Origin of the sequence: Stappia sp. WLB 29, assembly GCF_023507705.1 — a bacterium.
In the GTDB taxonomy this organism is placed as follows: Bacteria; Pseudomonadota; Alphaproteobacteria; order Rhizobiales; family Stappiaceae; genus Stappia.
Map to the genome: position 1 here is coordinate 66,693 of NZ_JALBGD010000012.1, position 22,067 is coordinate 88,759.

Annotated in this window: 19 protein-coding genes and 1 riboswitch; of the genes, 11 read left to right on the forward strand and 8 right to left on the reverse strand. The window is 67.9% G+C overall.

What is annotated here, in order from left to right; all coding sequences use genetic code 11:
- Position 1: 1 nt before the first annotated feature.
- The 3 genes from paaD (at position 2) to MNI96_RS19325 (ending at position 2,264) form a co-directional block, all read left to right on the forward strand.
- A complete protein-coding gene (gene paaD / locus MNI96_RS19315; RefSeq protein WP_249695778.1) occupies positions 2-514 on the forward strand; it encodes a 1,2-phenylacetyl-CoA epoxidase subunit PaaD in 513 nt (170 codons plus the stop codon).
- Between the two features lie 59 nt (positions 515-573).
- A complete protein-coding gene (paaE, locus tag MNI96_RS19320) occupies positions 574-1,653 on the forward strand; it encodes a 1,2-phenylacetyl-CoA epoxidase subunit PaaE (protein WP_249695779.1) in 1,080 nt (359 codons plus the stop codon).
- Positions 1,654-1,718: 65 nt separating this feature from the next.
- Complete coding sequence (locus tag MNI96_RS19325) at positions 1,719-2,264, forward strand: AAA family ATPase (protein ID WP_249695782.1); 546 nt, start codon at positions 1,719-1,721, stop codon at positions 2,262-2,264.
- Positions 2,265-2,273: 9 nt separating this feature from the next.
- Here MNI96_RS19325 and MNI96_RS19330 read toward each other — a convergent pair whose 3' ends face one another.
- Positions 2,274-3,293 carry a zinc-dependent alcohol dehydrogenase gene (locus MNI96_RS19330; RefSeq protein WP_249695783.1) on the reverse strand — a complete coding sequence of 340 codons (1,020 nt, stop codon included), beginning with the start codon at positions 3,291-3,293 and terminating at the stop codon, positions 2,274-2,276.
- A gap of 183 nt (positions 3,294-3,476) precedes the next feature.
- Between MNI96_RS19330 and MNI96_RS19335 the strand changes: the two genes are divergently transcribed.
- Entirely contained in the window at positions 3,477-4,988 is a 1,512-nt protein-coding gene (locus MNI96_RS19335; protein ID WP_249695785.1) for a diguanylate cyclase domain-containing protein, read from the forward strand.
- A 22-nt stretch (positions 4,989-5,010) separates the two neighbouring features.
- Here MNI96_RS19335 and MNI96_RS19340 read toward each other — a convergent pair whose 3' ends face one another.
- Together MNI96_RS19340 and MNI96_RS19345 are read right to left on the reverse strand one after the other, a co-directional pair.
- The gene (locus MNI96_RS19340) at positions 5,011-5,181 is read right to left on the reverse strand and encodes a hypothetical protein (protein ID WP_249695787.1); all 171 of its coding nucleotides are present in this window, start codon (positions 5,179-5,181) and stop codon (positions 5,011-5,013) included.
- 28 nt (positions 5,182-5,209) lie between these two features.
- Entirely contained in the window at positions 5,210-5,602 is a 393-nt protein-coding gene (locus MNI96_RS19345; protein ID WP_249695789.1) for a VOC family protein, read from the reverse strand.
- A 191-nt stretch (positions 5,603-5,793) separates the two neighbouring features.
- On the opposite strand from MNI96_RS19345, the gene MNI96_RS19350 reads away from it, so the two are divergent.
- Complete coding sequence (locus MNI96_RS19350; protein ID WP_249695790.1) at positions 5,794-6,921, forward strand: Fic family protein; 1,128 nt, start codon at positions 5,794-5,796, stop codon at positions 6,919-6,921.
- A gap of 89 nt (positions 6,922-7,010) precedes the next feature.
- Entirely contained in the window at positions 7,011-7,859 is an 849-nt protein-coding gene (locus tag MNI96_RS19355) for a fumarylacetoacetate hydrolase family protein (RefSeq protein ID WP_249695792.1), read from the forward strand.
- Between the two features lie 104 nt (positions 7,860-7,963).
- On the opposite strand, the gene MNI96_RS19360 is transcribed toward MNI96_RS19355, so the two are convergent.
- Entirely contained in the window at positions 7,964-9,397 is a 1,434-nt protein-coding gene (locus tag MNI96_RS19360) for a DEAD/DEAH box helicase (protein WP_249695794.1), read from the reverse strand.
- A gap of 699 nt (positions 9,398-10,096) precedes the next feature.
- Here MNI96_RS19360 and MNI96_RS19365 point away from each other — a divergent pair.
- The 4 genes from MNI96_RS19365 to iolB are packed head-to-tail and all read left to right on the forward strand — an operon-like array spanning position 10,097 to position 15,655.
- A complete protein-coding gene (locus tag MNI96_RS19365; protein ID WP_249695796.1) occupies positions 10,097-12,034 on the forward strand; it encodes a bifunctional 5-dehydro-2-deoxygluconokinase/5-dehydro-2-deoxyphosphogluconate aldolase in 1,938 nt (645 codons plus the stop codon).
- Positions 12,031-13,866 (forward strand): 3D-(3,5/4)-trihydroxycyclohexane-1,2-dione acylhydrolase (decyclizing), encoded by a 1,836-nt coding sequence (gene iolD / locus MNI96_RS19370; RefSeq protein WP_249695798.1) that lies wholly within the window; start codon positions 12,031-12,033, stop codon positions 13,864-13,866. The genes MNI96_RS19365 and iolD overlap by 4 nt, the downstream gene beginning before the upstream one ends.
- Before the next feature lie 36 nt (positions 13,867-13,902).
- Positions 13,903-14,802, forward strand: coding sequence for a myo-inosose-2 dehydratase (gene iolE / locus MNI96_RS19375; RefSeq protein WP_249695800.1), 900 nt, complete (start codon positions 13,903-13,905; stop codon positions 14,800-14,802).
- Between the two features lie 46 nt (positions 14,803-14,848).
- The gene (gene iolB, locus MNI96_RS19380) at positions 14,849-15,655 is read left to right on the forward strand and encodes a 5-deoxy-glucuronate isomerase (RefSeq protein ID WP_249695802.1); all 807 of its coding nucleotides are present in this window, start codon (positions 14,849-14,851) and stop codon (positions 15,653-15,655) included.
- Between the two features lie 247 nt (positions 15,656-15,902).
- Here iolB and MNI96_RS19385 read toward each other — a convergent pair whose 3' ends face one another.
- The 4 genes from MNI96_RS19385 to MNI96_RS19400 form a co-directional block, all read right to left on the reverse strand.
- A complete protein-coding gene (locus tag MNI96_RS19385) occupies positions 15,903-16,520 on the reverse strand; it encodes a HupE/UreJ family protein (protein ID WP_249695804.1) in 618 nt (205 codons plus the stop codon).
- A 231-nt stretch (positions 16,521-16,751) separates the two neighbouring features.
- On the reverse strand, positions 16,752-17,435 hold the full coding sequence (locus tag MNI96_RS19390) for an energy-coupling factor ABC transporter permease (protein WP_249695806.1): 684 nt from the start codon (positions 17,433-17,435) through the stop codon (positions 16,752-16,754).
- Positions 17,436-17,493: 58 nt separating this feature from the next.
- Positions 17,494-17,705, reverse strand: a riboswitch (cobalamin riboswitch).
- Between the two features lie 902 nt (positions 17,706-18,607).
- Positions 18,608-19,015 carry an ester cyclase gene (locus MNI96_RS19395; protein WP_249695809.1) on the reverse strand — a complete coding sequence of 136 codons (408 nt, stop codon included), beginning with the start codon at positions 19,013-19,015 and terminating at the stop codon, positions 18,608-18,610.
- Between the two features lie 106 nt (positions 19,016-19,121).
- Positions 19,122-20,762 carry a BCCT family transporter gene (locus MNI96_RS19400; protein ID WP_249695811.1) on the reverse strand — a complete coding sequence of 547 codons (1,641 nt, stop codon included), beginning with the start codon at positions 20,760-20,762 and terminating at the stop codon, positions 19,122-19,124.
- 558 nt (positions 20,763-21,320) lie between these two features.
- Here MNI96_RS19400 and MNI96_RS19405 point away from each other — a divergent pair.
- Entirely contained in the window at positions 21,321-22,064 is a 744-nt protein-coding gene (locus MNI96_RS19405; protein WP_249695813.1) for an HAD family hydrolase, read from the forward strand.
- Positions 22,065-22,067: the final 3 nt, after the last annotated feature.

The following is a 22,067-nucleotide window of genomic DNA, read 5'->3' on the forward strand; positions in this document are numbered from 1 at the left end:
GATGGGCGCGCACCTGCACGACATCGCGGGGGAGAGCGCCCGCCGGCGTGCCTTCGAGGTCGCCGCGCAGGTGCCGGACCCGGAAGTTCCGGTGCTGACCATCGGCGATCTCGGCGTGCTGCGCGATGTGCGCATTACCTCCGATGGCGCGGTCGAGGTCGACATCACGCCGACCTATACCGGTTGTCCGGCCATGGCCGTCTTCACCATGGACATCGAGACCGCGCTGTTGGCGGAAGGCTTCGGCAAGGTGCGGGTCAACACCGTGCTGTCGCCGGCCTGGACCACCGACTGGCTGAGCGAGGAGGCGCGCGAGAAGCTGCGGGCCTACGGCATCGCCCCGCCGGCCGGCAAGGCCTCGCGCCGCGCCTTGTTCGGCGACGACGAGGTCGCCTGTCCGCGCTGCGGTTCGCTCGACACCGAGAAGGTGTCGGAGTTCGGCTCCACCGCCTGCAAGGCGCTCTGGCGCTGCCGCTCCTGCGCCGAGCCGTTCGACTATTTCAAGTGCCACTGAGCTGGCGTCTTGTCCGGCACGCAGCGGATGCCGCCGGAAGCTTTTGAGGGAGAAACCGCATGTCGCCGAGATTTCATGCGCTGAAGGTTCGCGAAGTGAGGCGCGAGACGCCCGAGGCCGTGTCGATTTCCTTCGACGTGCCGGAGACCCTGCGCGAGGCCTATCGCTTCGCCGCCGGCCAGTATCTCACCCTGCGCGCCGTCATCGGCGGCGAGGAAGTGCGCCGGTCCTATTCGATCTGTGCCGGCGAGGATGACGGCGAGCTGCGTGTCGCGGTGAAGAAGATCGACGGTGGCGCCTTTTCCGCCTTCGCCAACGAGAACGTGGCCGCCGGCGACGAGATCGACGTGATGACCCCGTCGGGCCGCTTCGTCCTGCCGGCGCACGAGGGCGGCCCGCGCCGCCTCGTGGCGGTGGCCGCCGGTTCCGGCATCACGCCGGTTCTGGCGATGATCCGCACCGTGCTGACGCGCGAGCCCGAAAGCGAGTTCTTTCTGTTCTACGGCAACCGCAGCGCCCAGACGATCATCTTCAAGGAAGAGATCGAGGACCTGAAGGACGTCTTTCCGACGCGCTTCGGCGTGTTCCACGTGCTCTCGCGCGAGACCCAGGACGTGGAGATCCTCTCCGGCCGGCTGGATGCGGAAAAACTGGAACGCCTGTTCAAGCATGTGATGCCGGTGGCGGAGGCGGACGGGGTGTTCCTCTGCGGTCCGGGCGAAATGATCGAGACCGCGAGCGAAGTGCTGTTGCGCCTCGGCGTGGCGGGCGAGCGCATCCACCGCGAGTTCTTCACGCCCGCCGACGGTTCGGCGCCGCATGCGGCCAAGCCCGCGAAGAACGTCTCCGAGACCGCTCACGAGGCGCGTGCGGAGCTGATCATCGACGGCGCGCGCGTCACCGTTCCGGTCGCGGCCGGCGAGACCATCGTCGATGCCGCGATGCGTGCCGGCGTCGAGGTTCCCTATTCCTGCAAGGGCGGCATGTGCTGCACCTGCCGCGCCAAGGTCGAGGCCGGCGAGGTCGACATGGCGGTCAACTATTCGCTCGAGCCCTGGGAGATCGAGGCCGGCTTCGTCCTCACCTGCCAGTCGCGCCCGGTCTCCGACACGGTGGTGCTCGACTACGACGCGATGTAGGCTCAAGGGAAGCGGGGCAGGGCGCTCGGCGCACCGCCCCGTTTCCCCCAAAAGAGAGCCTTCCCATGCATGAGCGTTTCGTGCTCGTCACCGGCTGTTCCGGTGGCGGGAAATCCACATTGATCGAGGAGCTTGCCCGCCGCGGCCACCGGACGGTGGAAGAGCCCGGCCGGCGCATCGTCCGCGAGGAACTGGCGGGAGAGGGCAGCGCATTGCCCTGGGTCGATCTCGCCGCCTTTGCCCGGCGGGCGATTCGCACGGCCGTCGCCGACTGGCGCCGCGCGCGGAATTGCGGCGACGCCGGAGGGTGGACCTTCTTCGACCGCGGCGTGATCGATGCTGCGTCGGCCTTCGAGGTCGCGACCGGGCGCAAGGTGCTTGCCCCGCTCGCCCGCCGCTACCGCTATCGCCCGCTGGTGTTTCTCGCCCCGCCCTGGCCGGAGATCCATGCGGGCGATGCCGAGCGCCGGCACAGCCTTGCCGCCGCGACCGAGGAATACGAGCGCCTGGCGAATGAATTGCCCGCGCTCGGCTACGAGACCCGGCTTCTGCCGAAAGCCCCGGTCTCCGAGCGCGCTGCCTTCCTGCTTGATGCGCTGGAGCGCAGCTGAGCGTCCGCCTCAGATCTCCATCACCACGCGCCCGTCGATCTTGCCGGCGCGCATCGTGTCGAAGATCGCGTTGACGTTCTCCAGCCGGTCCAGCGAGTAATGCGCGGCGACCTTGCCGTCGGCGGCGAAGGCCAGCGCCTCGGAAAGGTCGTTGCGCGTGCCGACGATGGAGCCGCGCACCGTCTTGCGGTTCAGCACCGTGTCGAAGATCGGCAGCGGAAAGTCGCCGGGCGGCAGGCCGACCAGGCTCATCGTGCCGCCGCGCGCCAGCATGCCAAAGCCCTGGCTGAACGACTTGGGCGACACCGCCGTCACCAGCACGCCTTCCGCGCCGCCGCCTTTCTGGACTTCGGCGGCAACGTCGCCGGTCCGCGCGTCGAGAGTCATGTCGGCGCCGAGAGCCCGCGCCAGCGCCAGCTTCTCCTCGGAAATGTCGACGGCGATTACATGCATCCCCATCGCCTTGGCATATTGCACGGCCATGTGGCCGAGCCCGCCGATGCCGATGATGACGACGGTCTGGCCGGGTTTCGCCTCGGTCTCCTTCAGCCCCTTGTAAACCGTGACTCCGGCGCACAACACCGGAGCGGCAGGCGCGAAAGCGAGCCCGTCCGGCAGGTGGCCGACATAGTCCGGGTCGGCCAGCACGTAGTCGGCAAAGCCGCCATTGACGCTGTAGCCGGTGTTCTGCTGATCCTGGCACAGGGTTTCCCAGCCGCCGACGCAATGTCTGCAGTAGCCGCAGGCCGTATGCAGCCACGGTACGCCCACCCGGTCGCCTTCCTTGACGCTGGTGACGCCGGCCCCGACCGCAGCGACCGTGCCGACGCCTTCATGCCCCGGAATGAAGGGCGGTTGCGGCTTGACCGGCCAGTCGCCCTCGGCCGCGTGCAGGTCGGTGTGGCAGACGCCGCTGGCGGCGATCTTCACCAGGATCTTGCCGGGCGCCACTTCGGGGCGCACCACTTCGCAGATGTCGAGCGGTGCGCCGAAGGCGCGCACCACGGCGGCTTTCATCGTCTTTCCCATCGGACTTCCCTGTTGCCGTGTTCCTGTCCAGCCCGGCGGCATTGTGGCACAGCAAGGCACGGTTGGCGTTGCGCGAGATCAAAGTGCGGACGCTGCCGGCGGTTTTCCGAGGGCATTGTCGTTAATGGCATGGGAACCACATCGGTTAGCCGAAGATTCAAGTATTTATGGCAGGTTCCCCCCATGCAGCAGATCGGAACGAAATCGATGGGGCTCTGGCTGGACGGACGCAAGCGCAACCTGGCGCTGGCGATCTATCTCGTATGCGCTGCCGTCATCATGGCCTTTGCCCTGTCCAACACGCACATGCTCGGCAGTGCCGGCGGCATTGCCGACGAGGTGCGCGCACAGGACGAACGCCACCTGGTACGCAACGAGCTCGACCGCCAGGTCGAGATCCTGGCGGACGATCAGTCGCGCGTTTCCCACTGGGATGAAGCCGTGCGTGCGCTCGTCGCCCATATCGACTGGACCTTCGTCCGCAAGGAAATTGCCAACTGGCACTGGGAGGACTTCGGCATCCAGGTGACCGTTCTGGTCGGACCTGACAATCGGCCGCGCCTGCTGGTCTTCGAGGACGACATCCGTGCCGAAGAGGAGGCGGCGGCGCATGTGGCGTTGGCCGCGGATCTCGTCGAGTCGGCACGCGAGGCCTATGCCTCCGCACGCGAGAGGGAGGAGGGCGGCTTTCGTATCTCTCGGCATCCGGTGCGCTCGCAGGATCCGCTGTATGTTTCCGACGTGCGCGAAATCAACGGCGAGATCAACATGATCGTCGCTCAGGCCATCGTGCCCGACAATGATGCACGCCTGCCGGACGGGGCGCCCAACGTTCTGCTGACCTTCAAGCCGCTGCTGCCGTCGATGATGGCGGAAATCGGCCGTAAGCTCGGCCTGCGCGATTTCGCCGTCCGTCACGCCGACGCGGTGCCGCCGGACAGCGACGTGATCCCGCTGGGGCACGGTGCGCCGCGCTTCGTCGCCACCTGGGTCCGCAGCCATCCCTCCGCGGTGATCTGGCGCGAGGCTCTGCCGCTTCTGCTCGGCGTTCTGGTTCTGGCGGCCATCGCGCTCGGCTTCGTCGCGCTGCGCTTCGCCCGCAGCCTCCGCCGTCTGCAGCAGAGCGAGGAGCGCAACCGCTTCCTGGCCAATCATGACGCGTTGACGGGCCTGCCCAACCGTCTGCAGTTCGAGCAGGAGATGGAGCGTGTCCTGCAGCGCAGCGAGCAGGACCGCTGCGCGGTCCTGTGCATCGACCTCGACCGCTTCAAGCAGGTCAACGACACTTGGGGCCATGCCATCGGCGACCTTGTGATCCGCACCGTGTCGGCCCGTATCCTGGACGTCGTCGCGGATCGCGGCATGTCCGCGCGAGTCGGCGGCGACGAGTTCATCGTGCTGTTGCGCGAAGGGCTGGATCGCAGCTCCGTGCTCGCCCTGTGCGACCGGATCGTCGCCAGCGTCTGCTCGGAGATCGTGTTCGACGGTGGTTGCGCCTCGGTCGGTGCCAGCATCGGCGTGGCCTGGTGGCCGGACGACGCGCTGACCGCCAAGTCCGTGATCCGCAGCGCCGACGAGGCGCTCTACCGCGCCAAGCAGGATGGCCGCGGCCGCACCTTCCTTGCGGCCGGTGCCGCCCATCCGCCGGCATCGCCGACACCCGGCAGAGGCGCAGATCCGCCTCCTGCCGTCTGACGCAGTAGCGGCGGCGCGGCGTCTAGCGTTGCGCTGGCTTCGCCGTTTCCAGCCGTGATGCGTCGATCAGGTGGCACTCTGCCAGTCCGTTCGGCGTTTCGGTGCAGACGTGGGTTTTGCGCGGATCGCTCGGAGCGCAGGCCGCAGCCAGCAGCGGCAGGATAATGACGAGGCAGCGCAGTCGGGATCTCATCTTGTGCACCTTGCTGGCATCGCCGGTCTCACATCGGCAAGGACAACTGCCAGGACAGGCCGAACCGGTCGGAAAGCCAGCCGAAACGCGGACTGAAGCCGTAATTGTCCGGCGGCATCAATACCTTACCCCCTTCGGAAAGCTGGGCGAAGGCCGCGTCCAGCGTTTCCGCGTCGTCCATCTCGACGAAGAGCGACATCGACGGCGTGAAGTCGAAATCGTGCGGAATCGGGCTGTCGATCACGATCAGGTTCTGGCCGGCAAACGAGATCTTCGCCATGCGCACCGTGCCGGGCGCGGCAGTGTCGTCGCCATTGAGTTCCAGCATGTCGATGGTAAAATCCGCAAACACCGTCTCATAGGTCTCCAGCGCGGCCCGCGCGTTGCCCTGGAACATCAGGTGTGTGAACGCTCTGCTCATGTGCTTTCGGCCTGTCGCTTTTGGGCGGTTCCTTATGCTCGACCACAATGCAGGTTGCAGTCCTTGCACGCAAGGGTGGTGCCAACCTGTCGGGCGTGCGGCGATTGGACGATGCAATCTCCGCAACTTGTGCGGCGATTATTTGCGGATGCGGTGAATGAGGGCTATATTCTCCGCAAAGGATGCGGAGAATGACGGCCTATATCCATCAACTCGGCGACTGGCCGAAGTTCCGCTTCGACCACGCGGCGGTCTCCGGCCCGCTGGCGGCCGTGCGTCACCGGCAGGGGCGGCTGGCCGGGCGCATGGACGCGCTCGGTTTCGAGACACGCGCCGAGGCGGTCCTGGAGACCCTGACGGCCGATGTCGTCAAGTCGAGCGAGATCGAAGGCGAGATCCTGGAGCGCAGCCAGGTTCGCTCCTCCATTGCCCGCCGTCTGGGCATGGATATCGCCGGCTTGCCGCCGGTCGACCGCAATGTCGAGGGCGTCGTCGAGATGACTCTGGACGCGGTCGGCGCGTTCGAGGCGCCTTTGACCGAAGAGCGCCTGTTCGCCTGGCATGCGGCGCTGTTCCCGACGGGCCGCAGCGGCATGCTGCGCATCGCCGTCGGCCGCTGGCGCGACGAAGCGGCCGGGCCCATGCAGGTCGTCTCGGGCCCCTTCGGCCGCGAGAAGGTCCATTTCGAGGCCCCGCCCGCCGACCGCGTTGCGGCGGAGATGGCGATCTTTCTCGACTGGTTCGAGAGCCCGGACCCGCTCGATCCTGTCCTGCGGGCCGCACTCGCGCATCTGTGGTTCGTCACCATCCATCCTTTCGAGGATGGCAACGGCCGCGTCGCGCGCGCCATCGGCGATATGGCGCTCGCCCGCTCCGAAGGCAGCGGCCAGCGCTTCTACAGCCTCTCCTCGCAGATCCGGCAGGACCGCAAGGGCTATTACGAGATCCTCGAGCGCACCCAGAAGGGCGACCTCGACATCACGCCCTGGCTGCTGTGGTTTCTCGCCTGCCTCGACCGCGCGCTCGACGATTCCGCCGGCATTCTCGAGGACGTGCTGCGCAAGGCGGCCTTCTGGCAGGCGCTGGCCGGCGAGCCGCTCGGCGAACGCCAGCGCAAGGTGCTGAACCGCCTGCTGGACGGCTTCGACGGTAAGCTCACCTCGTCGAAATGGGCGAAGCTGACGAAGACCTCGCCCGATACGGCGCTGCGCGACATCAACGATCTCGTCGCTCGCGGCATCCTCACCCGCGATCCCGGCGGCGGCCGCTCGACCAGCTACTCCCTGGTCCTGCCGGATGCCTCGCCGGGGCGCCCTTGAGATCTGACCCGCGCGGCGATTGCCGTTTTGCCTCAACTGCCTATGATCGCGCGACCCGTTTGCACGATAGCTCTTGAGGAGACCTTTCCATGAAACTCGTCCGCTACGGACCCGCCGGCACTGAGCGCCCCGGCCTTGTCGATGTGCAAGGGCGCATCCGCGATCTGTCCGCCCATGTCGAGGATATCGCCGGCAAGACCCTCTCCGACGAGGGGCTCGCCCGCATTGCCGCGCTCGACCCGGCTTCGCTGCCGCTGGTGGAGGAGGGCGCGCGCATCGGCCCCTGCGTCGGCCAGGTCGGCAAGTTCGTCTGCATCGGCCTCAACTATTCCGACCATGCGGCCGAATCCGGCCTCGACGTGCCGCCCGAGCCTATCGTCTTCATGAAGGCGACCTCGGCGATCTGCGGGCCGGACGACGGCATCGAGCTGCCGCGCGGCTCGGTCGCGACCGACTGGGAGGTGGAACTGGCCGTCGTCATCGGCCGTCACGCCAAATATGTCTCGGAGGCCGACGCGCTCTCCCATGTCGCGGGCTACTGCGTCGCCAACGACGTCTCCGAGCGCGACTTCCAGACCAAGCGCGCCGGGCAGTGGACCAAGGGCAAGTCGGCCGACACGTTCGGTCCGCTCGGTCCCTGGCTCGTCACCCGCGACGAGGTGGGCGACCCGCAGGCGCTGTCCCTGTGGCTCGATCTCAACGGCAAGCGCATGCAGACCGGCTCCACCGCCACCATGATCTTCGGCGTCGCCAAGGTGATCTCCTACCTGTCGCAGATGATGAGCCTGCATCCGGGCGATGTCATCTCCACCGGCACCCCGCCGGGCGTCGGCATGGGCATCAAGCCGGCGCCGGTCTATCTGAAGCCGGGCGACCGGCTGGCGCTCGGCATCGACGGCCTCGGCACGCAGACCCAGCTGGTGCGCGCCGCCGACTGAGCGCGGCGGGAGGGGGCGGGGAGCCTCGACCTGAAACGAAAAACGCCGGCGCGGGGTGATCCCGCGCCGGCGTTCGTTTTCAAGCGTGTTTCGGCGTTGCCGCGTTACGCGGGCTGGAACGAGCGGACACGGCCGCGCTCGCCGCTGTGATCGCGCGGCTTGGCGCCCTGCGGGCGGCTGTTGCGCTGCTGCTGGCCGGCGCGGTAGCCGTCGGTGCGGCCTTCATGCTGGCCATGGCCGGCTGGCTTGTCCTTGCGCGCGCCGCCGTTGCCGTTGGCACTGCCGCGGAAGCCGCGGGCCTCGCCGCGACCTTCGTCGCGTGCGCCGCCTTCGCCGCGCGGGCGGAAGGGCTTGCGCTGCTGCTGCTGCTGACCGCGGCCACCGCCGCCGCGCGACTGCTTGCGCGGTGCCGGACCGTCGTCCTCGCGCTCGACCAGCACCTTGCCGATCAGCTTCTCGATGTCGCGCAGGAACGGACGCTCCTCGCGGTCGCAGAAGGAGACCGCGATGCCGCTTTTGCCGGCGCGCGCGGTACGGCCGATGCGGTGAACATAGGCCTCCGGCACGTTCGGCAGCTCGTAGTTGACGACATGCGACACGCCGTCGACGTCGATGCCGCGTGCGGCGATGTCGGTCGCCACCAGCACCGGGGTGCGGCCGGAGCGGAAGTTGTCGAGTGCCTTCTGGCGCTGGCTCTGGCTCTTGTTGCCGTGGATCGCCGCGGCCGACAGGCCCGCCTGCTCCAGCTGCCTGGTCACCTTGTCGGCGCCGTGCTTGGTGCGGGTGAAGACGATCGCGCGGTCCATGTCCTCGCTGCGCAGCACGTCGACCAGCGCCTGGCGCTTGGCGTCGCGCTCGATCAGGAGCACCTTCTGCTCGATGCGGTCGATCGGCTTGGAGGCCGGGGCCACCGCGATTTCCTGCGGATTGTTGAGGAAGTCCTCGGCCAGCGCACGGATCGGCTTCGGCATGGTTGCCGACAGCAGCACCGTCTGGCGGTCGCGCGGCAGGCTCGCCAGGATCTGGCGGATCGCCGGCAGGAAGCCGAGGTCGAGCATATGGTCGGCCTCGTCCAGCACCACGGTCGTGGTCTTGTCGAGGCGGATCGCGCCGCCCTGCATGTGGTCGATCAGGCGGCCCGGCGTTGCGACGAGAATGTCGACGCCGCGCGCCATGCTGCGCACCTGCGGGAAGGGACGGACGCCGCCGACGACGACGGTGGCCGAATGGCGCACCTTCTGCCCGTAGGCGCGGATGCTGTCGGCGATCTGGGCGGCGAGCTCGCGCGTCGGGGCGAGGATCAGCGCGCCGCAGGTCTTCGGCTCGGGTCGGCTGTTCTGCTCGACGATGCGGTTGAGCAGCGGCAGCACGAAGGATGCGGTCTTGCCGGTGCCGGTCTGGGCGAGGCCCAGCACGTCGGCGCCCGACATGATTGCAGGAATGCCCTGCGCCTGGATCGGCGTCGGGGACGTATAGCCCTCGGCCGCAAGGGCCTGGAGGATCGGCTCGGCGAGGCCGAGGTCGTTGAACGTGGTCAAGCGGACTCCTTGCTCGCGCCGGCACGCCGTCATGGGCGAGCGGTCGCGGTCCGTGTCAGTCGTGAAGGGAGCTTGCGCAGATCAGCTGCCTTGGGGGCGCGCCGGCACCGGGAACGGACCGTGTCGTCCGTCGCTTGAGGTAGCAGCGCTTCGTATCGGCAACGATCGGGAGGAAGGTTGCGTCTGGGCGCCGGTCACGAAAGGCTCGTGTCTCCACGCGGACGCCGTTGGCAGGCATAGACCACGTTTGATGTTGCGATGCAATGAAAATCGCTTGTGCAGCCTCTTCCGTCAATTTGGAACAAAAATTCCATATGCTGTTTATGCACGGCTGTGCAATGCGCCATACAGGCCTATCCTCCTTGCCGGAGCGGGAGAGCGAGGGTGCCGGTTGGCCCCGTCGGACCGGCGCGGGCAGGCATTGCGACCGGGTGCGGCGATTGCTTCGCAACCGGCGTCCACGGTGGGAGGGGCGGCTGTTGCGTGATTCTCTAGGAGCTTGATAACAGGCGGAAACCGGCCAATTCACTCGGCCTCGTCAGCAATGCCCACCTTGCCCGCCTACGCCGTCTCCCATGCGGTTATCCACCATGCGCGGGCGATAAAGCGGTTGCAGTCGGCCAGAATGGAATTTATGTTCCGTTTTATGGCGCCTGCGCGGGCGTCTCGGCGGTTCCGCGAGGTCGGGGAGAGGTTGTCATGGGTTCGCAGCAGGGTCGGGACGCGCGGCCGCTCGATGTCATCACCATCGGCCGCGCCTCGGTCGATCTCTACGGCTCCCAGGTCGGCGGCCGGCTGGAGGATATGCGCGGCTTTGCCAAGTATATCGGCGGCTCGCCCACCAACATGGCCGCCGGCACCGCCCGGCTCGGCCTGCGCTCCGCGCTGATCACCCGCGTCGGCGACGAACACATGGGCCGCTTCATCCGAGAGGAACTGGTGCGCGAGGGCGTCGATGTGCGCGGCGTCAAGACCGATCCCAAGCGGCTGACTGCGCTCGTGCTCCTCGGCATTCGCGACCGCGAGCAGTTTCCGCTGATCTTCTACCGCGAGAACTGCGCCGACATGGCGCTGGACGAGGGCGACATCGACCCGGATTTCATCGCCGAGGCCGGCTGCGTCACCGTCACCGGCACGCACCTTTCGAACCCGCGCACGGAGGCGGCGGTGCTGAAGGCCCTGCGCCTTGCCCGCGAAAACGGCGCCCGCACCGCGCTCGACATCGACTACCGGCCCAATCTCTGGGGTCTTGCCGGGCACGATGCCGGCGAAAGCCGCTTCATCGCGTCCCGCGCCGTCACCGCCAAGCTGCAGTCGCATCTCCATCTCTTCGACCTGATCGTCGGCACGGAGGAGGAGTTCCACATCGCCGGCGGCACCACCGATACGCTGGCGGCCCTCAGCGCCGTGCGGGCGATCTCGGCCGCAACGCTCGTGTGCAAGCGCGGGCCGATGGGCGCGGTCGCCTTCGAGGGCGAGATCCCCGGCGACCTCGACCAGGGCATCTCCGGCCCCGGTTTTCCCATCGAGGTGTTCAACGTGCTGGGCGCGGGCGACGGTTTCATGTCCGGCCTCTTGCGCGGCTGGCTGCGCGACGAGGGCTGGGAGCGGGCACTCACCTATGCCAATGCTTGCGGCGCGCTCGCCGTCTCGCGGCACGGCTGCACGCCGTCCTATCCGAGCTGGGAGGAGCTGTGCTTCTTCCTGCAGCGCGGCGTGCGCGTGCCGGCGCTGCGCAAGGACGCGGAGCTGGAGCAGATCCACTGGTCGACCACCCGCAAGGGCGACTGGCCGGTGATGCGCGTCTTCGCCTTCGACCACCGCAAGCAGCTGGAGGATCTGGCCGCCGACCTGGGCGCCGATCCGGCCCGCATTCCCGCCTTCAAGTCGCTCTGCCTTGCCGCCGCCCGCCGGGTGCAGGCGGGACGGCCGGGCTACGGCATCCTGAGCGACGGCCGGCTCGGCGAGGAGGCGCTGTTCGCCGCCGCCGGCACCGGACTGTGGATCGGCCGCCCCGTGGAACTGCCGGGCTCCCGGCCGCTGGAACTGGAGATCGGCCCGGACTACGGCACCGGCCTTGCCGAATGGCCGGCCGATCATGTGGTCAAGGTCCTGTGCTTCTGCCATCCGGACGACGACGAGGCAATGCGCGCGGGCCAGGAAGCGACGGTGCTGCGGCTCGCCCGCGCGGCTCGCGCCAATGGCCTTGAGTTCCTGTTGGAGGTGATACCGTCGAAGGTCGGACCGGTCGGCGACGACACCACGGCGAAGCTGATCCGTCGCTTCTACGAGATCGGCGTCTATCCCGACTGGTGGAAGCTGGAGCCCTCCGTCTCCGCCGCCGCCTGGGCGCAGACCTGTGCCGCGATTTCCGAGAACGATCCGCACGTAAGAGGTATCGTCGTGCTCGGTCTCGACGCGCCGATGGAGGAGCTGGAGGCCAGTTTCGCGGAGGCCGCCCGCTTCCCGCTGGTCAAGGGATTCGCCGTCGGGCGCACCATCTTCTTCGAGGCGGCGCGGGGCTGGCTCGAGGGCACGCTTGACGACGAGGGCGCGATCGCGCTCATGGCGTCGAAATACGAAACGCTTTGCGCGGCCTGGGACCGGGCGCGGGCGGCAGACGGGAGAGCGGCATGACGACGACCATCCGGCTGACGGCGGCACAGGCCGTCACGCGCTATCTCTGCCGGCAGATGAACGAGGACGGGGCGCCCTTCATCGCCGGCGTCTGGGCGATCTTCGGGCACGGCAATGTCGCCGGCCTCGGCGAGGCGCTCTACGGCGTTCGCGACGAGTTGCCGACCTGGCGCGGCCACAACGAGCAGGGCATGGCCCATGCGGCCATCGCTTATTCGAAGCAGCTCGGCCGCCGCCGGGCGATGGCCGTCACCAGCTCCATCGGCCCCGGCGCCACCAACATGCTGACCGCCGCGGCCATGGCCCATGTCGACCGGCTGCCGGTGCTGTTCCTGCCCGGCGACGTCTTCGCGGGCCGCGCGCCCGACCCGGTGCTGCAGCAGCTGGAGGACTTCGGCGACGGCACGGTCAGCGTCAACGACTGCTTCCGCCCCGTCTCGCGCTATTTCGACCGCATCACCCGGCCCGAGCAGCTGCTGACCGCGCTGCCGCGCGCCTTCCGCGTGATGACCGACCCGGCCGAGTGCGGCCCGGTCACGCTGGCCTTCTGCCAGGACGTGCAGACCGAGGCCTTCGACTGGCCGGAGAGCTTCTTCGAGCCGAAGGTCTGGCGCATGCGCCGGCCGCAGCCGGACCCGGTCGAGCTCGACGAGGTTGCGCGCCTGCTCGGCGCAGCCGAGCGCCCGGTCATCGTCGCCGGCGGCGGCGTCCACTATTCCTTTGCGCATCAGGCACTTGTGCGCTTCGCGGAAGACCATGGCATCCCGGTCGTCGAGACCCAGGCCGGCAAGTCGGCGCTTGCCTGGGACCACCCGCTCAACCTTGGCTCGGTCGGCGTCACCGGCTCCTCGGCCGCCAATGCGGTCGCTCGCGAGGCCGACGTGGTCATCGGCGTCGGCACCCGCTTCCAGGACTTCACCACCGGCTCCTGGTCGCTGTTCGCCCGGCCGGGGCGAAAGCTCGTCAGCCTCAACGTCTCGCCTTATGACGCGGCCAAGCACGGCGCCGTGCCGCTTTGCGCCGATGCGCGCGACGGGCTGGAGGCGCTGGGGCGGGCGCTCGGCGACAAGCGTTTCACGCCGCCGCCGGCTGATCTCAAGCGGGAGTGGATCGCCGCCGTGGATGCGGCGACGGCTCCGCCGCCCGACGGCAACGCGCTGCCGAGCGATGCCCAGGTGATCGGCGCCGTCCAGCGGAATGTCGATGAAAACGCTGTGGTTTTCTGCGCTGCCGGCGGCCTGCCGGGCGAGCTGCACAAGCTCTGGAAGGCTGCGCGGCCGATGGGCTACCACATGGAATACGGCTTCTCCTGCATGGGCTACGAGATCGCCGGCGGGCTCGGCGCCAAGATGGCGCAGCCCGAGCGCGAGATCGTCGTCATGGTCGGCGACGGCTCCTACATGATGATGAACTCCGAGCTCGCGACCTCGGTGATGCTGGGCCAGAAACTCATTGTCGTGCTGCTCGACAATCGCGGGTTCGGCTGCATCAACCGCCTGCAACGGGCGACGGGCGGCGAGAGCTTCAACAACCTGCTCGATACGGCCCGCCATGTGGTGCCGAGCGACATCGACTTCGCCGCCCACGCCGCCTCGATGGGCGCCATCGCCGAGAAGGTCGACGACATCGCCGGGCTGGAGGCCGCGCTCGTGCGGGCGAGGGCGTCGGGGCGCAGCCACGTCATCGTCATCGACACCGATCCGCTGGCGACGACAGAGGCCGGCGGCCACTGGTGGGACGTTGCGGTGCCGGAGGTCTCGACCCGCGAGGAGGTCCGCTCCGCACGCGCATCTTATGAAAACGCCCTGAAGAAACAGAACCTTGTCGACTAGTCTTCATCCAACTTCGACCCTTTGAAGGCGCAACAGATGATCCTCTACGGCACCAATCCGATTGCCTGGTCCAACGACGACGACCAGAGCCTCGGCGCCCATATTCCGCTTCAAACCTGCCTATCGCAGGCCGCCGAGATCGGCTTCGACGGCATCGAGAACGGCCACAAGTTTCCGACCGATCCGGCGGAACTCGCCGCAACGCTGGCGCCGCACGGGCTGAAATTCGTCTCGGCCTGGTATTCGCTGCATCTGCTGACCCGCTCGGCCGACACCGAGATCGAGGCCATCGGCGAGCACCTGGCGCGGCTGAAGGCGATGGGCTCGCCGGTCTTGATCGCCTGCGAGACCTCCAACGCTATCCACGGCAACGACGCCGTCGCGGTCAACGACCGTCCGCGTCTCGACCGGGCGCGGTTCGCCGCATTTTGCGCCGATCTGGAGAAGGTCGCGGCCCATTGCGCGGCCGAGGGCGTGCCGCTGGTCTACCACCACCACATGGGCACCATCGTTGAAAACGAAGAGGAAATCGACGCGCTGATGGAGCTGACCGGCCCGGCGACGCGGCTGCTGCTCGACACGGGCCACGCCTATTTCGGCGGCGGCGATCCGGCGCGGCTCGCCGAGAAGCACATGGACCGCGTTTCACATATCCACGCCAAGAACGTGCGCCCGGATGTGATGGCTGAGGTTCGCGAAAAGGGGCTGAGCTTCCTGGAAGGCGTGCGCCGGGGCGTCTTCACCGTGCCGGGCGATCCGGAGGGCGGGGTCGATTTCGCGCCGGTGCTGAAGACCGCCGCAAGGCACGATTATTCGGGCTGGCTGGTCATCGAGGCGGAGCAGGACCCGGAGGTCCGCGACCCGGTCACCTACCAGTCGATGGGGCTGAAGGCGCTGAAAGCAATGGCCCGCGAGACCGGCGTGGACCGGGGATAAGGCGGGCCGCAGGGCCTCGATACACACGAGACGGGAGAGCGACGCCATGGCCGATCTGCTGGTGAAACCAAAGGGTAAGCACGGCAAGGTGCACGATATCACGCCGCAGAGCGCCGGCTGGTCCTATGTGGGTTTCACGCTCTACCGGCTGGCGCCGGGCGAGAGCGCGAGCGAGGCGACGGGCGACCGCGAGGCGATCCTGGTGCTGGTCGAGGGGCGAGCCGAACTCAGCGCCGGCGGGGTCTCCTTCGGCGAGCGGGGCGAGCGATTGAGCGTCTTCGAGCGCAAGCCGCCGCACTGCCTCTACGTGCCGAACGGCTCAAGCTGGGAGGCGAGGGCGACGACCGAGCTGACGCTGGCCGTGTGCACCGCGCCGGGCAGCGGCGGGCACGCGGCCGGGATGATCGAAAACATCGGTTTCGAGACGCGCGGCAAGGGCACCAATACCCGCTATATCCACCCCATCGCGATGGAGGACAAGGATGTCGCCGACAGCCTGCTGGTGACCGAGGTTTTTACGCCGCAGGGCCATTGGTCGTCCTATCCGCCGCACCGGCACGACGAGGACAACTATCCCGATATGACCTATCTGGAAGAGACCTATTACCACCGTCTCGACCCGGCGACCGGCTTCGGCATCCAGCGCGTCTTCACCGAGGATGGCAGCCTCGACGAGACGATGGCGGTGTCGGACGGCGACGTCGTGCTGGTCCCGAAAGGGCACCATCCCTGCGGGGCGCCCTATGGCTACCAGATGTACTATCTGAACGTGATGGCCGGCCCCTTGCGCAAATGGCGCTTCAAGAACCACCCAGACCACGACTGGATCGCGCAGCGCGACGCGAAGGCTTAGGCTTAAAGGTCTGATTTTAAAAAGACAAACCGCCCGGACGAGACCTCGCTCGCCCGGGCGTTTTCATGTGTCTTTCCGGCCTCGCGAATTTCGAGACGGATTTTGCAAAATCCCGATGCAAAATCGCCGAAATTCGAGAATGCGCTCTCAATCTCGCGAAAACCTCCCTCCGGACCAGGTCGGGGGGCGAAAAGCACCCGAGCGGGTTATCCCCGCTGAGGCCCAGGGCGGTTAAAGTGGTGGCCGCTCACCCACCGATTAGCAGGGCGGCGCCAGCGAGGGCCGTCAGGCCGCCGAGCACCCGCGTCAGGGCGTGGCCGCGCGAGGAGGCGAGCTTGCCGAGGCCGTAGCCGAGGGCGATGCCGGCCGCGTGCAGCAGGGCGGTGGCGAGCGCGAAGCCGGCGCCGTAGGCGAACTCAGTTGCCGCGCCGATCTCGCCGCCATGGGCATGGCCGTGGAACAGGGCGAAGGCGGCGACGATAGCGGCCGAGCCGGCGAGCGGCAGCCGGACGGCCAGCGCCACGAGCAGGCCGAGCGCCACGACCGAGGCCAGGATCGCCGGTTCGACGAAGGGAAGGGGGATGCCGGCAAGTGCAAGGACGAAGCCGAGCAGCATGGTGCCGACGAAGGCGGCCGGCACCAGGGCGACCGCGCGGCCGCCGATCTGCCAGGCCCACAGGCCGACGGCGATCATCGCCAGGATGTGGTCGGCGCCGAACAGCGGATGGCTGAAGCCGGCGGCGAAGGAGCCGTGTTCGCCGGGATTGAGATGGGCAAGGGCCGGCGTCGCGGTAAGCGCCAGGGCAGCTGAGGTCGCGGCCAGGGCGGCGGTGCGGGCGAGCCGAGTGGAAGTGAACCTCGTCATGCAGTCGATCCTTTTCTCAAGTCGATCAGGACGCCCCGGAATGGGTCGCGCCAGTGCTTCGGGTCCTGTCAGGTTTCTGTCTCTGTGAGCTTTCAGGCAGTTCGGTTCGGGTCCCGCCGCCGCATGCCGGAACGGGCGGACGGCGACGGGCAGGGGGTGTTCGCCCCGAAACGGTCGGGACCGGGGTCCCGAAAGGAACCGGCCGCAAGCTGCGGCCGGGAAGAGATGCCGTCAGGCGGCAGCGTGGTAGAGGCGCTGCTGGAAGACGAGGCCGGTGCGGGCCTTGTCCAGCAGCTTGGCGCCGGCGAGCACGGCAAGGTCCACCACCGGCTCGACGATGATCACCGTGAGGTAGGCGAGGCCGAAGCTGCCGACATCGGCAAGGTTCTCGGCGCCGAGGCCGCCGCCATAGAGCGCCCAGAAGCCGACCCAGGCGACGATGCCGCCCTGGTAGCTGGTCGACAGGGCCAGCGCCTGCTTGTAGCTGACGTCCTTGTAGGCGGTCTTCGCCGGGATGATGCGGCGCGCCAAGAGGCTCATGGCGAAGAGCGGCACGATCAGCGTCGTCAGGTTCATGCCGTACTGGGGCAGGTCGGCCGGGGCGAAGAACAGGCCCTGGGCGAGCAGGCCGAGCGCCAGCCCGATGCCGGCCGGACCGGCGCCGAGCATGAGATAGAGCGTCGAGCCGAGAATGATATGGACCTCGGACACGCCGACGGGCCGGGTCGGCAGCACCTCGAAGAAGCAGAAGACCAGCGCGGTCGCGATCACCGAACGGACCGCCAGGGCGGCAAGGCCCCCGTCGCGGCGTATAGTGTCGAGCGACATCTTGCCGATCAGGCCGACGGAGGCGGCGGCGGTCGCCACGCTGAGAAGGATCTTGGCGCCGTCGACGACGCCGGGTTCGATATGCATGTTCAGCCTCCTTGGCGCACCCACCGTGCGCGGAGCTATGGGAAAGGCGCGAGAAAGGCTCGCGCCGCGGCCGATGGCAGGTCTCCTGGCTCGCGGTTCATTGCGCCTGTCCGCCTTCCCGGCTCGAGGCCAGTGGCATTCGGACAGCGCTCGCCGCTCACAGTTGCGGGGGCAGCCACGGATTCGGTCCCTGTTGGGTACGCCTCGCCGTGTTCCCTTTTCACCCGCGTCCGGCTTTGCCTCGCGGGTACCATCGATCTGCAATGCTAGAGGGCGGGGCGTCGGTGTGACAAGTTCAATTTTCGTCCGATCCTGTTCGAAACACGGCGTTTCGTGCCGGGAAATGAGGCAGTGGCGCGGAGGATGGGCGGTCTGGGGCGAGGGTGAGGTGGGAGGCTTCGCCACCTCCACCGCTGTCATGCCTGCGAAGGCAGGCATCCAGTATCCGCCGGGGCGTGTGGGTTTGCGAAAGCGGATGCCCCTCGAGGGCACTCGCGGCAGTTCCGAGGTCTGAGCCGAACCGTTCGGGGTTACTGGATCCCTGTCTTCGGCTGCGCCGAACCCGGGACGACAGGCGGGGCGTGGGCGCGCGTCGGCGTGTTTCGCTGCCGCTCTGGAAGCCAATAGGCCCCGGATCTCGCGATGCTCGTCCGGGGTGACGGCTGAGAGGATGGGAGGCGACCCCTCCCTCTCTGAGGTCATCCCGGCCGCAGGCGAAGCCGGAGAGCCGGGAACCATCGGCACCCTCGGCAGGCGTGAGGCGGGAAGCGTCGCCATCCCCATGGCTGTCATGCCTGCGAAGGCAGGCATCCAGTACCCGCCGGGGCGTGTGGGTTTGCGAAAGCGGATGCCCCTCGACGAGGGGCACTCGCGGCAGTTCCGAGGTCTGAGCCGACCCGTTCGGGGTTACTGGATCCCTGTCTTCGGCTGCGCCGAAACCGCGACGACAGGCGGGGCGTGGGCGCGCGTCGGCGTGTTTCGCTGCCGCTCTGGAAGCCAATGGGCCCCGGCGCGCGCTTCGCTTGGCCGGGGTGACAGCCGAGGGTGGGGTGACGGCGGAGGAGGGACGGCGGAGGGGAGTGANAGCCGAGGGTGGGGTGACGGCGGAGGAGGGACGGCGGAGGGGAGTGAGGGCAGAGCGCCGGAGCGTGGGGGCGGCGATCAGGAGAGGATCAGTTCAGGCCGGCATCCGCAATCTGGGCCGCCACCGCCGCCGTGTCGATCACGGACCAGACGTTGCGGATGCGCCCGGCGTCGTTGAATTCGTAGAAGACGTTTTCCGCGAACTGCACGCGCCGGCCGTTTACGGCAAGGCCGAAAAGCATGCCGACCGGCGTGCAGTCGAACCACAGTCGGCTCGCCACCATCGGCGGGTCGCAGACCAGGTGCTCGATCCTAAAGGCAAGGTCCGGGATCGCCCGGAAGTCCTCCACCAGCATCTGCCGGTAGCCGGAAAGACCGAGCGGGCGCCCGTTATGGCGAACGTCGTCGGCGACATAGCGGTGCAACTCGTCCCAGTCCTGCCGGTTGAGACAATCGATGTATCGGCGATAGATCGCGGCAAGGTCGGAGGAGGGCATGACTGATCCTGCTGAAGGGCGGATGGCGGACAGAACACAAAAAGGGGCGCGGCCCGTCAAGGCCGCGCCCGTTCCCCCTATGCCCCGAGAAGCGGGACGCCGAGCGTCAACGCTCCTCGGTCTGCAGACCCTTGAAGATCGCCACGCACATCAAGAGCAGGACGAGCGTGAAGGGAAGACCGGTCGAGATGACCATCGCCTGAAGCGAGCCCAGGCCGCCGCCGATCAGCAGCACGATGGCCACCAGCCCCTCGAAGGTGCACCAGAACACCCGCTGCGGCACCGGCGCGTCGATCTTGCCGCCGGCGGTGATCGTGTCGATCACCAGCGAGCCCGAGTCGGACGAGGTGACGAAGAACACGATGACCAGCACGATGCCGATGGTCGAGGTGATGGAAGCGAGGGGCAGGCCCTCGAGCATGGCGAAGAGCGACAGTTCCGGGCTGTAGCTGTCGATCACGTTGGCCTTGACCGCGCTGGTCGCCGGGTCGGAGAGGACCTGGTCGATGGCAACGCCGCCGAACACCGCCATCCACAGCACGCAGACGAGCGAAGGGATGATCAGCACGCAGGTGATGAACTCGCGCACCGTGCGGCCGCGGCTGACCCGGGCGATGAACATGCCGACGAAGGGCGACCAGGAGATCCACCACGCCCAGTAGAAAGCCGTCCAGCCCTGGCGGTAGTCGTCGTCGGTACGGCCGATCGGGTTCGACAGGCTGCCCAGGTCGGCGCCATAGGCCACGAGACCGGTGACGAAGTCGCCGAGGATCGCGACCGTCGGTCCGGCGAGCAGCACGAACAGCAGCAGCACCGCGGCGATCACCATGTTGATCTCCGACAACACCTTGACGCCGCCGTCGAGCCCGCGCAGCACCGAGACCAGCGCAATGGAGGTGATGGCGATGATCAGGATCACCTGCACGGTGATCGTGTTCGGGATGCCGTAGACGTGCTCGAGACCCGCATTGGCCTGCTGAGCGCCGAGGCCGAGCGAGGTGGCGAGGCCGAACAGCGTCGCGAACACGGCGAGCGTGTCGATGATGTGGCCGGTCCAGCCCCACACGCGCTCGCCGAAGATCGGATAGAAGGCCGAACGGATCGACAGCGGCAGGCCCTTGTTGAAGCTGAACAGCGCCAGCGCCAGCGCCACCACGGCGTAGATCGCCCAGGGGTGCAGGCCCCAGTGGTAGATGGTCGCCGCAAGGCCCATCTGCTTGGCTGCCTCGACGTTCTCCGGGATGATCGAGCCGTCGGCCGCGAACGGTGAGGGCACGCCGAGCGGCGACGAGATGGCCATGTGGTAGACCGGCTCGAGCACGCCGAAGAACATCAGGCCGATGCCCATGCCGGCGGCGAACAGCATCGCGAACCAGCCAGCGTAGCTGTAGTCGGGACTGGCTTCCTTGCCGCCGAGCCGGACGCTGCCCCAGGGGCTGACGACCAGGAACAGGCAGAACAGCACGAAGACGTTGGCCGCACTCATGAAGAACCAGTCGAAAGTACTGGTCAGTGCCGGCCGCAGCCAGCCGAAGAACGAGGCTGCCTGCTCGGGCGCCAGCAGCGCGTAGATCACGAAGGCGACGATCGACAGGCCGGAAATCAGGAAGACCGGGTTGTGGATGTCGAAGCCGAAGGGGCCGAGCTGTCCCTCCAGATTGTGCTGACCGATCTCGAAATCGGTGTCGATGATGTCGGACGCGCCTTCCGGCTCGGGAATGCCGGTGGCGTTTGTCTGGTCGCTCATCTTTTGTCCCTGTTGTTGCGACAAGGCTGGCCCGCGGCGAGGCCGCTTGCCGGACATGTCTGCTTTATTGCGGGCCTGACGGCCCGGTCGGATTGTATTTGCGAGCGACCGCACCACAAAGGTGTCAGGAGCGTCATCCGCCGGTGTTCCGGCGACATCGCGCGCTGGCCAGTCTCGCACCCGCACAAGCTGAATGCCCCGGCGTGCCATGGCCCGCAGGAAGAAGCGAACGGCAGCCGGTGTGCAGGCCTCGTAGCGACCGCCCGGACGGCCCGGGCGAACGAAAGGGGGGCGGAAGATCCGCTTCCATACGGACCTCGACCGCGCCCCGAAAGGCGGAACCGGGCATGCAGCGCATCCCCCGGTCGACAGGGCGCAATGTGGCATATTTGCGGCGGGCGCGCAAATCTCCATGCATTTCAGTGGCTTGCTCGTGCATTATAGATTCGCAAGGCACGCCCGCCGACCCGCCGGCACTTGACTTGGCGGGCCTGCCATCGTCAGGAAGAACGGGTAGGGGCCGCGCGGGTGCGGCCGCGCAACAGGACGCCGCGCCGCGTGCAGACGCTCGACACTTCCTCATCCCGTGTTTCCGGTCCGCTCGCGGAACGCGACATCGCTCTCGTGATCTTCGACTGCGACGGCGTGCTGGTCGACAGCGAGCCGATCAGCGAGCGGGTGCTGCTGGCGGCGCTCGCGGAGGCGGGCGTTGCGGTCGACCACGCCTATTTCAAGGCGCATTTCCTCGGCCGCAGCTTTCCGCGCGTTGCTCAGAGCATCCGCGACGACTTCCGCGTCGCCCTGCCGGCGACCTTCGAGAGCGACTACCGGGAGCGGCTGCTTCTCGCCTTCGAGGCGGAGCTGAAGCCGGTCGCCGGCGTGTTCGAGGTGCTGGAGCGGCTGGCGGTGAGAGCCTGCGTCGCCACCAGCAGTAGCCCGCCACGGGTGCGCCGGTCGCTGCAGCTCGCCGGGCTCGACAGCTATTTCGGCGAGGCCGTCTTCACCGCCTCGCAGGTGGCGCGGGGCAAGCCGGCGCCCGATCTCTTCCTGCATGCGGCCGCCGAGTGCGGCGTTGAGCCCGAGCGCTGCCTCGTGATCGAGGACAGCGTGCCGGGGCTGGAGGCGGCGCGGGCCGCCGGCATGGCGGTGTGGCACTTCATCGGCGGCAGCCATCTGGACGCGGGCGATGCCGCGCCCGGCTCACCGCCGCTGCCGGTGTTCGACCGGTGGGACGCGTTTTTCGAGATGGCGCCGCAGCTGGCGCGGGAGACGGGCGGCCGCGCGGCCGGAGAGGGGAGCTGAAGC